The organism is Enterococcus sp. 5B3_DIV0040 (genome assembly GCF_002140755.1).
GTDB classification, from domain to species: Bacteria; Bacillota; Bacilli; order Lactobacillales; family Enterococcaceae; genus Enterococcus_D; species Enterococcus_D casseliflavus.
This window is the reverse complement of record NZ_NGLC01000002.1, coordinates 332,630-345,372: the sequence shown is the minus strand read 5'-3', so window position 1 is coordinate 345,372 and position 12,743 is coordinate 332,630. Positions and strand designations below refer to the sequence as shown.

Annotated in this window: 9 protein-coding genes; 3 read left to right on the top strand and 6 right to left on the bottom strand. The window is 44.1% G+C overall.

The features are described 5' to 3' along the window. Positions 1 to 3 precede the first annotated feature (3 nt). Positions 4 to 1,983, bottom strand: coding sequence for a PTS system trehalose-specific EIIBC component (gene treP / locus A5883_RS13925; protein ID WP_016608959.1), 1,980 nt, complete (start codon positions 1,981 to 1,983; stop codon positions 4 to 6). 336 nt (positions 1,984 to 2,319) lie between these two features. On the opposite strand from treP, the gene A5883_RS13920 reads away from it, so the two are divergent. From A5883_RS13920 to treR, 3 genes are read left to right on the top strand one after another with little or no spacing between them, the layout of a single operon-like run. Further along, a complete protein-coding gene (locus tag A5883_RS13920) occupies positions 2,320 to 4,947 on the top strand; it encodes a glycoside hydrolase family 65 protein (RefSeq protein ID WP_086338860.1) in 2,628 nt (875 codons plus the stop codon). Positions 4,948 to 4,961: 14 nt separating this feature from the next. Continuing rightward, positions 4,962 to 5,612 carry a beta-phosphoglucomutase gene (gene pgmB / locus A5883_RS13915; protein WP_005232889.1) on the top strand — a complete coding sequence of 217 codons (651 nt, stop codon included), beginning with the start codon at positions 4,962 to 4,964 and terminating at the stop codon, positions 5,610 to 5,612. Positions 5,613 to 5,666: 54 nt separating this feature from the next. Continuing rightward, positions 5,667 to 6,383, top strand: coding sequence for a trehalose operon repressor (gene treR, locus A5883_RS13910; RefSeq protein ID WP_005226457.1), 717 nt, complete (start codon positions 5,667 to 5,669; stop codon positions 6,381 to 6,383). 298 nt (positions 6,384 to 6,681) lie between these two features. On the opposite strand, the gene rny is transcribed toward treR, so the two are convergent. The 5 genes from rny to A5883_RS13885 form a co-directional block, all read right to left on the bottom strand. After that, positions 6,682 to 8,256, bottom strand: coding sequence for a ribonuclease Y (rny, locus tag A5883_RS13905; RefSeq protein ID WP_005232891.1), 1,575 nt, complete (start codon positions 8,254 to 8,256; stop codon positions 6,682 to 6,684). Between the two features lie 242 nt (positions 8,257 to 8,498). Further along, on the bottom strand, positions 8,499 to 9,542 hold the full coding sequence (gene recA / locus A5883_RS13900) for a recombinase RecA (RefSeq protein ID WP_005226448.1): 1,044 nt from the start codon (positions 9,540 to 9,542) through the stop codon (positions 8,499 to 8,501). Positions 9,543 to 9,644: 102 nt separating this feature from the next. Continuing rightward, positions 9,645 to 10,883: a competence/damage-inducible protein A gene (locus tag A5883_RS13895; RefSeq protein WP_086338859.1), complete on the bottom strand. Its 1,239-nt coding sequence runs from the start codon at positions 10,881 to 10,883 to the stop codon at positions 9,645 to 9,647. A 127-nt stretch (positions 10,884 to 11,010) separates the two neighbouring features. After that, positions 11,011 to 11,592 (bottom strand): CDP-diacylglycerol--glycerol-3-phosphate 3-phosphatidyltransferase, encoded by a 582-nt coding sequence (pgsA, locus tag A5883_RS13890; RefSeq protein ID WP_034859101.1) that lies wholly within the window; start codon positions 11,590 to 11,592, stop codon positions 11,011 to 11,013. 132 nt (positions 11,593 to 11,724) lie between these two features. After that, positions 11,725 to 12,627 carry a helix-turn-helix domain-containing protein gene (locus A5883_RS13885; protein WP_016608952.1) on the bottom strand — a complete coding sequence of 301 codons (903 nt, stop codon included), beginning with the start codon at positions 12,625 to 12,627 and terminating at the stop codon, positions 11,725 to 11,727. Positions 12,628 to 12,743 lie beyond the last annotated feature (116 nt).

The following is a 12,743-nucleotide window of genomic DNA, read 5'->3' as shown; positions in this document are numbered from 1 at the left end:
TTTTTAGTTTAATTCAGCGGAACCAACCGCTGTTTTGGCTGTCACTGTGCCTGTGGTCGTCAATGAAAGCTGACGCACTTTTTCGGCATTCGTGATGACTGTTAAAACATCTGTCTGTTTGCCAGCTGCGGTCACTGCATCTAGATCCATCACTGCAATCTTCGTTTCTGGTGTGACCGTGTCACCTTCAGAAACAAGGACCTCAAATGGCGCACCTTTTAATTCCACAGTATCTAAGCCCATATGAACAAGAACTTCCGCGCCACCAGGCGTTAAAATCCCAATTGCATGCTTTGTTTCAAAAATGCTAGAGATCGTACCTGCAACAGGAGCATAAATCGTTCCATTCGTTGGCTGAACAGCAAAGCCGTCACCCATCATTTTTTGAGAAAAGACAGGATCAGAAACTTCAGTGATGGCAACTACTTTCCCATCAGCTGGAGCATAAAGGGTTTCCTCTGAAACTTGTGCCGCTTCTGGGGCTGCAGTTGTCGGTGCAGCCGTCGTTGGTGCAACAGCCGCTGCTGCAGCTGTATCAGCAGCCAATTGCGGTTCTAATTTATTTAAGAAGGTAACTTTTCTAAAGATGATGGTGCAAACAAACGTGATCGCAATCGTCACCGCCATTGAGATGAAGACCATTGGATAGTTTTCAATTTTAAATGATAAGAAGCCAGGTAGTCCCCCTACACCAATACCTAATGCACGGGTATTCGTTGCAGTGATCAGCATACCACCAAAGGCAGAACCTACCATTGCTGCGACAAATGGGTAAACATATTTCAAATTGATCCCGAACATCGCTGGTTCAGTAACCCCCATGTAAGCAGAAATCGTTGCTGGAACAGAGACTTGTTCTTCTTTTTTATTGCCACGGTGAAGGAACCAAATCGCCAATACTGCCGTACCTTGCGCAATATTTGACAGCATGATCATTGGCCAAAGGTTGGTTGTCCCAAAATCCGCTACTAATTGAGAGTCGATCGCTAGCGTTGTATGATGCAATCCGGTAATAACCAAAGGCGCATACAAGCCACCGAAAATGAAACCAAATAACCAGTTTAATGGTGAGGTCAAGCCAGCATTTACGACCCAAGAAATGCCTGATCCGATTTGCCAACCGATTGGACCTAACACCATGTGGGCTGCTAAAATAGTTGGCAGCAATGAGAACAATGGAACGAAGATCATTGAAACCGCTTCTGGAATCCATTTCCGGAAGAATCTTTCAAGATAAACCAATAAGAAACCTGCCAGCATTGCTGGGATCACTTGTGCTTGATACCCAATTTTATCAATAGTGAAGAACCCGAAGTCCCACGTATAATTTTGAGCAATTTCTGCAGCAGAAGTTGAACTTACTGAATAAGCATTTAATAATTGCGGTGAAACCAATGTAATCCCTAAAACAATCCCTAATATTTGCGTGGTTCCCATCTTACGTGTAATACTCCAAGTAATCCCTACTGGTAGAAAGTGAAAGATGGCTTCACAGGGCAGCCATAAAAAGCCGTTGACACCGTTCCAAAAAGTAGAAGCTTGTGTAATGGTTTGTCCACCTAGAGCTTCTAGCGGTACACCTTCTAAGAAATTTCTCAGCCCTAGCATCAAACCACCGACAATAATCGCTGGTAATAACGGGGTAAAGATCTCAGCTAACGTAGCGATCGCTCGTTGCACGATATTTTGATTGTTTTTTGCAATCGCTTTACTTTGTTCTTTAGAAACACCTTCTATTCCTGATACATCGGTAAAATCATTGTAAAACGTTGAGACATCATTGCCGATAATGACTTGGAATTGTCCCGCATTGGTAAACATTCCTTTGACACTTGGAATTTCTTCAATTGCCTTTTCGTTTGCTTTTGACTGATCGTTCAAAACAAAACGCATCCGTGTCGCGCAATGTGTTACTGCGGCGATATTTTCTTTGCCGCCAACATATTCCAGCAGCTTCTCAGCATCATCACGATACTTTCCCATAATTAATAAACCCCTTTCATCTCCACTTGTATATATATGTTTTGATTACGCACTAATCATAACTTGATAATTTTGATATTGCAAGCGTTTCAAACCAACTTTTTTCACTTTTTCTATAAACAATACAAGCAAATAGCAAAGGTACCATATAAAAACCTTGATAAATAAACGTTTTTTAAAATGTTTCATTAATATAAAATAATATTGCCAACAACTTTATTTACTGTTTATTTGACAAAAAAGAATAAAAAAACAGGCTAGATAAATTGAAATAGCTTACAATTTACGTTATAATCATTTTGCATGTATAGACAAGTTTAAAGGAGGACAACTACTGTGAATACGATTATATTGTCTAAGGAACAATGGCTGTTAACGGATCAAACGGGTACGACCTATCCGTTTTCTGGGACTGACAGTGAGCGCGTTGCCGCACTGACCGCGCAGCTGCAGCAAATGGAAGGTGGCGGGGTCGTCTCTGAATCGCTGGTGTTTACAAATGAAGAAGGGACTTTTTCACTAGACCAATGGTTGACAGAAAAATTGAATCGTCCCTTTGTTTGCACTACGAAAGAACAGTATGAAGAAAAAACTGCTGAAATTCCTTGGCGCCTCGAATACTATGGCTACACCCCTGGTAAAGATGAATACTCGGTGGAGTCACTTTTAACCGTCGGTAACGGCTATTTAGGGCTGCGAGGCACAACGCCTGAGATGACCATTTGTGAAGCGAACTATCCAGGACTGTATTTAGCAAGTCTTTACAATACGGTGGAATCGGATGTTTCTGGTCATACCATCAGCAATGAAGACTTCGTCAATGCACCGAATCTGCAAAAAATGTACGTAAAGATCGATGATGAAGTGATCGATATCGCCAACAATCAGCTCCTTTCCTTTAAACGGACATTGGATTTGAAGACCGGCTTGTTCCAATCAGTGGCAGAAATTGAAACCAAAAAACAAAAGCGTCTGCGAATCGAAACGAAGAAGATCGCCAATATGCAAGATGTTCACCAATACAGTTTGGTCTATCAGTTTACCCCGCTGAACTTTTCTGGCGCCCTTACCTTCGTCAGTGAAGCCGACGGATCGGTCTATAACTATAACGTCGCTCGTTACCGTAGTTTAACTAACCAGCATTTGACCGTGAAAGAGGCAGCAGCTGAACAAAACAAAGCGCATTTAGTGGTCACCACTAACCAATCACAGATTACCGTTGTCCAATCCTCTGAACTGTTTTCACAGGACCTACCATTGGCTGAGCTGCAAGCTGAAACAAATGACCAGCTCATCCGTCAGCAAGTAACCCTTGAGGTGACGGAAGGACAAACTTATCGGGTCGAAAAATCAGTCACTGTTGCCGCTTATCGCCAAGAAGAGCCGCAACCGGCATTTACGTTTTCTTCCTTAGCATTACCTGATTTTGCGACGATGTATACCGCCTCAAAACAAGCCTGGGCTGAATTATGGGCGAAAGCGGCCATCGAAGTCACTGGTGACTTGATGTCGCAAAAAATGCTGAATCTGCATACGTATCATCTGCTGGTCTCCGCAGCACCGAATGCTTATCAGGAGTCCTTAGATGCCAGTATCACTGCCCGTGGCCTACATGGTGAAGCCTATCGCGGTCATATTTTCTGGGATGAACTGTTTATCTTACCGTTTTACATTCTACATTTTCCTGACACCGCCAAAGAAATTCTGCTGTATCGCTACCGCCGCTTAGCTGCTGCCAAAAAAGATGCCCAAAAAGCTGGCTACCAAGGCGCCATGTTCCCATGGCAATCAGGATTGGATGGCAGTGAGCAATCCCAAGAACTGCATTTGAACCCTATCAGCGGCGAATGGAAAGAAGATCACAGTCGCTTGCAACGCCATGTCTCCTTAGCGATCGCTTATAACATTTGGCAATACTGGCACAACACGCAAGATCGAGTCTTCATGGAACAATATGGGTTAGAATTGATGTTAGAAGTCGCTCATTTCTGGCAAAGTGCTGCCACCTGGGATGATGCTGCTCAACGTTACTTTATCGATAAAGTCATGGGACCAGATGAATTTCATGAAAGCTACCCAAATAGTGAACAAGGCGGCTTGAAAAACAACGCCTATACCAATATGATGGTAGTATGGTTGTTTGAAGAGATCGAGAACCTTCAACAACAACTTTCAGCAGAGAGCTTCCAAGCGGTATTAGAGAAAACGGCTTTAACCCCTGCAGATATTGCTGCTATGGCAGATATTCGTACCAAGCTGGGCTTAGAGATTGATCCAGAAGGCATCATTGCACAATTTGAAGGGTACTTCCAGCTGGAAGATCTGGATTGGGCTCACTACAAAGAGAAATATGGCAACATCTATCGGATGGACCGCATCTTAAACGCTGAAGGCAAGAGTGCTGACAGCTACAAAGTCGCGAAACAAGCGGATAGTTTGATGATTTTCTACAATTTCTCAAAAGAGCAAGTCAATCAGATTTTGGCAGATCTTTCTTACCAGCTGCCAACAGACTATATTGAAAAAAATCTCCATTATTACTTGGCTCGTACCTCCCACGGCTCGACGTTGTCACGCATCGTTCATGCCCAGTTGGCGGCAATGGTAGATGATCAGGAGTTGGCTTGGTCATTATACCAAGAAGCCCTCTCTTCTGATTACCGTGATATCCAAGGCGGGACTACAGCAGAAGGCATTCACGCCGGTGTCATGGCTGCTACGTTGTTTATTCCATTAACCACTTTTGCTGGGATCGATATTCGAGAAGAGCAGCTGCAGATCACGCCAAACTTGCCGAAAGCTTGGGACAGCTTAGCCTTTCAGCTAGAAGTTCGCGGCACCCGCTTTGCGATGAATGTTACACATGAAACATTGACGATTACCGCTGATCAGCCAGTCATGATCTTAGTGAATGGGCAACAAGTTTCTCTAGAAGCAAAGAAAGAAGCAACGATTACTTACTAAAAGGAGTGTTACACATGAAAAAAGGATTTGTTTTTGATTTAGACGGCGTTATCACGGATACGGCCAAATACCACTACATTGCATGGAAAGAATTAGCTGCGGAGATCGGGATCGAGATCGATTTGAAGTTCAACGAGCAGTTAAAAGGCATCAGCCGCATGGACTCTTTAGAGCGAATCTTAACCCTAGGCAACAAAAATGATGCCTACACAGAAGTCGAAAAAGAAGCGTTAGCGACGAAGAAAAATACCCACTATGTACAATTATTACAAAGCTTGACTCCTGATGATCTATTGCCAGGGGTAAAGACATTCCTTGATGAAGCCAAAGCAAAAAACATTCCTTGTGCGATCGCTTCGGCATCCAAAAATGCACCGTTTATTTTGGACAAACTTGGGGTCATGCAAGACTTTGATACGATCGTTGACCCAGCAACCTTGAAAAAAGGCAAACCAGATCCAGAAATCTTTATCCAAGCAGCGCTGGCACTAGGCATTGAACCGGCAGAAGCAGTTGGCTTTGAAGATGCTCAAGCAGGGATCGACGGTATCAAAGCTGCTGGTATGTATGCGGTAGGCGTTTATTCAGGAGAAGAATTACACGGTGCAGATGTGATCGTTGAAAAATTAACGGACCTAAACATTGACGAACTTTTGGCGAAATAGTCGATTGCATTTCCAAATTGGCCTCGCTATAATAGCCAAAGAGGGGGCAATCCGATGAACAAGTTCAAAGAAATATTTTTAGATTTAGAACAAAAAATTCTAGCAAACGAATACCCTCCGCATTCTTTGCTGCCTAGCGAAAACCAATTGATCAAAACTTATGGTGTCTCCCGCGAGACTGTCCGTAAGGCATTGAATTTATTGCGGGATGCTGGTTATATCCAAAAGAAACAAGGGAAAGGTTCAATCGTTTTAGACTTGAATCGCTTTGATTTCCCGATTTCTGGCTTGACGAGTTTTCGAGAGCTGCAAGATACCCAACGCATTCCTAGTGAAACTAAGGTTGTCGAGATCCGTAAGATCGCCGTTTCGCCAAAGCTGCACGAGACTACTGGTTGGCCTGTCGCCTCTGAGGCATGGAAACTGATCCGTCAGCGGAGAATCGATGGAGAAGTGGTGATTTTGGATAAAGATTACCTTGATGCTTCTATCATCGAAGAGTTGCCAGAAAACCGAGCGAAAGTATCGATTTTTGATTACTTTGAAAATGACCTTGGCCTTGAGATCGCTTATGCACAAAAAGAAATCACTGTTGACCCCGTCAACAAAGAATTGCGGGATCTAATGGATCTGCGTCCTGAAGATCAGCATGTCGTTACGGTTCGCAGCCTCGTGTATCTAGAAGACACGCGCTGTTTTGAATACACCGAATCGATCCACCGACTGGATAAATTCCGCTTTGTGGACTTTGCCCGCCGACGCAAGATTTGATGGACGTATAGACGTGAAACACATGAATCAGACCTGGACTTCCCCGAGAAGTCTGGGTCTGTTTTGTTTTTCAATAGCCCCCCAATCGATAATACTGGATCGATCCTCCCATTTTTCGCCTCTGTCGCTATCGAGCCATCCTTTTGCTTGTTCGTTGTTCTGTTGCCGACGAATAAAAAAGGCACGATCATTTATGGGGCTGATGAAATAGAGTCGATTTTGCACAACTCAGCCGTCCTTATTGACAATCAGCTACACAAAAAAGCAGTACCCTCTGAGAGGATACTGCTTTTGCTTGCTATTTGGCGTAATCCGTTGCGCGGGTCTCGCGAATAACGGTTACTTTGATATGACCTGGGTAATCCAAATCGTCTTCGATCTTCTTGCGGATGTCGCGAACCAATCGTACAGCATCCAAATCAGAAATCTCTTCTGGTTTGACCATTACACGGACTTCACGTCCGGCTTGGACTGCAAAACTGGAATCGACCCCTTTGAAGCCGTTGGCGATATTTTCTAGGTTTTGCAAGCGGCGAATATAATTTTCCAATGATTCGCTGCGGGCACCTGGACGGGCTGCTGACAAGGCATCTGCGGCTGCAACTAAAACAGAGATAACCGATGTTGCTTCAACATCTCCATGGTGAGAAGCAATCGCATTGATCACCACACCATTTTCTTTGTATTTGGCAGCTAACTCAGCCCCGATCTCAACGTGAGAGCCTTCAATTTCATGGTCAAGGGCTTTCCCGATATCATGCAAGAGTCCGGCACGTTTGGCTAACTGGATATCTTCGCCTAATTCTGCGGCAAGAACACCGGTTAGTTTTGCGACTTCGATCGAGTGGTTCAAGACGTTTTGTCCGTAGCTGGTACGGAAACGCAAACGACCTAAAATCTTGATCAAGTCTGGATGAAGGGTGTGGGCGCCGACTTCAAAGGCTGCTTGTTCCCCATATTCACGAATATGCTCATCCATTTCTTTCCGAGATTTTTCGACCATTTCTTCAATTCGAGCTGGATGGATCCGGCCGTCTTGAATCAGTTTTTCAAGGGTCATACGAGCAATTTCACGGCGAATCGGATCAAATCCTGATAAGACGACTGCTTCTGGCGTGTCATCAATGATCAAATCGATCCCTGTCAATGTTTCAAGGGTGCGAATGTTCCGACCTTCTCTTCCGATGATTCGACCTTTCATCTCATCGTTTGGTAATGATACGACCGATACCGTGGTTTCAGACACTTGGTCTGCGGCACAACGTTGGATTGCTAAGGACAAGAGATTTTTTGCTTTTCGATCTGCTTCTTCCTTCGCACGCTGTTCAGATTCTTTGACCATGATCGTTAATTCATGGTTCAATTCCTCTTCCGTTGATTTCATGATCAACTCTTTTGCTTCATCTCTAGACAGCGCAGCGATGCGCTCTAATTCTTTCTGTTGTCCATCGATTAAGTTTTCTACTTCTTTTTCTCGCTCGTCAATTAATTGTTGTTTCTCACTAAGTCTGCCTTCTTTATCTTCAAGTGAGCGTTCTCGTTTTTCCAAAGAATCGTCCTTACGATCAAGAACTTGTTCTCTTTGGAGTAAACGATTTTCTTGTGATTTTAAATCAAGTTTGCTTTCTTTCAACTCACTTTCAATCTCTGACCGATACTTCTGATTTTCTTCCTTAGCTTCTAACAATGCTTCTTTTTTAAGAGTTTCTGCTTCTTTCTTAGCGCTTTCGATAATTCCAGCTGCAGAATTTTGGGCGCCGTTGATTTCTTTCTCATGACGAGATTTCGTCACATAAACTCCTAATCCAAGACCGACAATTAAACCGATGATAGCGAGGAGAATGTAAAGTAGTTCCAATGAATCCACCTCCATACTATCTTTTTAAATATTTTGTAATTTTGATTAACAAAGGATAACAAAATTATCAATTCGCTACTTCTTATGTGGAAATCCACATACGTTTATTCTAATGTTTGAACCCAAGAGTGTCAACTTTAAATAATAAAGTAAACTTTCGCAACCCTTCCTTTTTACGGATGTTTTTTCAACAATGGACGAATCTGGCAAAAACCACAAAAAAGCCAAACAACGAGGTTGTTTGGCTTTTTCAAGACTTAGTCGTCTAATGGTAATTCTTCTTGCGCTTCCTCAAGGGTTACGGTCTCTCCTGTTCCAATCCCGTAAGCATCGCGGACGCGAGCAGAAACTTCTAGCATCATTTCTTGGTGTTCACGCATGTAGTTTTTGGCGTTTTCACGACCTTGACCGATACGATCCCCTTTATAGGCATACCACGCACCGCTTTTATCGACGATGTCTTGTTCCACGGCCATATCCAGCAATTCACCTTCTTGGGAAATCCCTTGACCATACATCATGTCGACTTCTGCTACTTTAAATGGTGGCGCTACTTTGTTTTTGACTACTTTGATCTTCGTGCGGTTCCCGATGATATCTGTACCGGATTTCAATTGCTCAGCACGACGTACTTCCAAACGGATGGTTGAATAGAATTTCAACGCACGGCCACCAGGCGTCGTTTCTGGATTCCCGAACATGATCCCAACTTTTTCCCGAATTTGGTTGATAAAGATCGCGATCGTTTTCGTTTTGTTGATGGAACCAGAAAGTTTCCGTAATGCTTGTGACATCAAACGTGCTTGCAAACCAACGTGGGTATCACCCATTTCACCGTCGATCTCCGCCCGTGGGACTAAAGCTGCTACCGAGTCAATGACCACGATATCAACCGCACCACTTGAAACTAAGGCGTCAGCGATCTCTAATCCTTGTTCTCCTGTATCTGGTTGTGATAACAAAAGATCATCGATATTTACACCTAATTTTTGCGCATATTGAGGATCTAACGCATGTTCGGCATCGATAAATGCTGCTGTTCCGCCATTTTTTTGGACTTCCGCAATGGCATGTAAAGCAACTGTCGTTTTACCAGAACTTTCTGGGCCGTAAACTTCTACGATCCGTCCTCGTGGGTAACCACCTACACCTAATGCAACATCCAAGGCCAATGAACCACTTGGGATCGTTGAAATTTGTTGATCAACTTTTTCGCCAAGCTTCATGATGGCACCTTTACCATAGTTCTTTTCAATCTTCTTTAGTGCAGCATCTAAGGCTGCTTTACGATCATCTGCCAAACGGATAATCCTCCTTATATTCATCACTTTCGTGTGTCGTTCATAAGATAATAATAGTCCTTCTGACGGGAAATTGCAAGAAAAAACGAACAAACATTCGCATTAATTTAATAATTCCTTACGTATTTGATTTAAGCCCGCCATGACGGCACTATGCCGAATATAGGCGCGGTCGCGGTTGAAGTGATACAGCTGGCTCGAGACGCCTTTGTCAGAAGCTAAGGCGATCCAAACGGTGCCTTTAGGCTGACCTTCTAACTCGTCTGGACCAGCAACACCCGTAAACGCCACCGCATAATCAGTCTCGGCTTGTTTGCGGGCATAGACGGCCATTGCTTCTGCACATTCCTGACTAACAGTCCCATAGCTTTCCAAAAGCTCTGGATCGATGCCTAAGAGCTTGCTTTTTGTTGCAGCAGAATATGTCACGAACCCACCGGGAAACACCTCAGAGACGCCAGGAATCCCTCCTAGTGTCGCTTGGAACAAACCAGCGGTCAAACTTTCCGCTGCGGTGACGGTTTTCTTTTTCTCGATCAGTCGCTCGACGACTGTTTCTGCCAGCGAATTTTGTTCCCCATACCCATAGAAATACGCACCGACCCGTGCTTGGACGGTTTCTTCTAACGCATCCAATTGTTTGATCCCTTGCGCCTCGTCTGCGGTTTTGACCGTCAGACGCAGCGTGACCTCATTGGGTTTGGCATAAGGAGCGATGGTGGGATTGACTTGATTCTCGATCAAATCGGCCAATTCTGTGACCAATGCCGATTCCCCAATCCCGTAATAGCGCAGAACGCGAGACAGCAAGACTTCTTCTTGGGGAAACTGCTCTAATAGAAGTGGTTTTGCGTGGGTAAGAAACATCGCCTGTAGTTCACTTGGTGGTCCTGGCAGCAGCAAATAACTGGTAGTGGCTGTCTGATAAAAGATCCCGATCGCTAGTCCATTGGGATTTGGCAAAGACACACCGTCCTTAAAAACGAGGGTCTGCCGCAAATTGTTTTCCGTCATCCTCCGTTGACTGTTTTCAAAGAAGGCTTTCAATTGGTGATAACCTGGTTCATCTCTGACTAACTCTTGTCCCACATGACGGGCAGTGACTTGTTTCGTCAAGTCATCGTCGGTGGGCCCTAAGCCGCCGCACAATACGATCAAGTCGCTGCGTTTGTCGGCGATCGTCAGCAATTCTTCTAAGCGATTGGGGTTGTCCCCGACAACACTATGATAAAAAACATCGATCCCAAGACTTGCCAGTTCTTCTGACAAGAAGGTCGCGTTCGTATTCACCACCTGTCCTAAAAGTAATTCGGTCCCGACTGCAATAATTTCTGCTTTCATTCGTTTACTCCTTCATTTATCAGATACGTAAAAGTCTTTCATATTGACAAAAAAAGTCCAGAAAACTTCTGAACTTTCGTGACTTGTATCCTTGTTTTTATCGCTTCTTTATCTAGATCTAGAAATTTTACATAGAATTTTTAAAAACATTCGTATTTTTTATGAAATAATCGACCCCGGAATAGATCGTGAAGATCAAACATAGATACAACATGATTTGATCGATAGGTAAACCGATCATTGAAAAGGGAATGTTGTTCAAGAACAAGAAAATGATCGCAACCATTTGTGTCGCGGTTTTGATTTTCCCTGGCCACGCAGCAGCCATGACTTCCCCGCTTTGTTCCACTAACAACAAGCGTAAACCTGTCACTGCCAACTCGCGACAAACGATGATCGAAACTACCCAGCCTGGGGCTTTGTCTAATTCAACCAGCATGATAAAGGCCGTCATGACGAGCATTTTATCTGCTAACGGGTCAGCAAACTTCCCGAAGTTGGTAACAAGGCCTCTGGAACGAGCGATCTTGCCATCTAGCCAGTCTGTAATGCTGGCTGCCGCAAAAAGGATCGCTGCAATAAGGTGCGTGTTTTCTAATTGTGTCGTACCAACGGTCAGCGTGCCAAGATCGATTGGCAAAACCAAGACCAAAATAAAGATGGGGATCATAATGATCCGTAATACAGTTAATTGATTGGGTAAATTCACGAAATAGACTCCTCTCTGCCGACTATTGTACGAAATAACGGCAAATCATGCCACTACTTCTGCTTTTCAATGGTCGGATGCAACAGATAACTTTTTAGCTAATGATACCTCAATAAGGCGCATTTGTCAGATTTATGCCGCATCGTCTTGGTATTCAATCACGAGGCGGACTGTCTTTTGTAACAATTCAAATTGCGGATCAGAAAAGTCCACTTCCTGACCATTGGCAGTGATGGAGATATTTTGGCTTGCGCCCAGGGTCAAAGTCGCATTCGTGGCGCCTTCTGGCAGCGTCATCGATTGCGTTTCTCCCGCTTGAACAGTGTATTGGTACACATAAGCGTTGTCGACTTGTACACCGACCCAACAAGAAGCATCTAGCCCAGTAAATGCTAATTCAATAGGATTTTCCGCATCTTTCATCGTGATCGTGATCGACGATTGCGTCGAATCACTGGCAGTCATCGTCATTTTCGCTTCGCTGGATTCCGTCGTACTTGAGGACTCAGTCGCTTCACTCGAAGTACTGGTTTCTTCCGTACTTGACGTGGTGGAAGCGGTAGACGCTGAATTTTCTACCACAAGAGAAGAGCTTCCTTGGATCATCGGCGTTGTATTCCGGTCCTGCCAAGCCATGTAGCCCACGATACTCACGATCGTAATGGCCACCAGGCCTAATAGAATCATCGGCAAATAGCGGACGACAAATGAGCCGCTTTTTTCTTCTACGTGCTGTGCTTTTCGTGAGCCGCTGACGGTTTCAGGCTGCGGTCTTTTTGGTAAGGGGGCGTCTAACGTATCTTTGCCATCAAAAACGGCTACCAATTTGTCGCCGTCTTCTCCAACCGCTGCTGCATATTGGCGAATAAACGCACGGACATAAAAAGTGCCTGGCAATTGATCAAAACGCTCTGCTTCAATTGCTTCTAAATAGCGTTTTTGGATCTTTGTCATTTGTTGTAATTCAATCAATGAAATGTTTTTATCTAAACGGGCTTGCCGTAATTTTGCTCCAATCGTTGTTTCGTTGGCCACTCGATCATCTACTCCAGTCTTTTATTCATCTTTAAAAAAAGCCCTAAAATCGCTTCGCTGCTTGTCGTAAGGTCAGCAAAGCTGCTCTATCATTTTAAAACAGGGGTTCCCTGTAT

Coding starts and splice junctions, on each gene's coding strand:
- treR (WP_005226457.1), top strand. CDS start 5,667: ATGAACAAGTTCAAAGAAATATTTTTAGATTTAGAACAAAAAATTCTA.
- pgmB (WP_005232889.1), top strand. CDS start 4,962: ATGAAAAAAGGATTTGTTTTTGATTTAGACGGCGTTATCACGGATACG.
- A5883_RS13895 (WP_086338859.1), bottom strand. CDS start 10,883: ATGAAAGCAGAAATTATTGCAGTCGGGACCGAATTACTTTTAGGACAG.
- treP (WP_016608959.1), bottom strand. CDS start 1,983: ATGGGAAAGTATCGTGATGATGCTGAGAAGCTGCTGGAATATGTTGGC.
- rny (WP_005232891.1), bottom strand. CDS start 8,256: ATGGAGGTGGATTCATTGGAACTACTTTACATTCTCCTCGCTATCATC.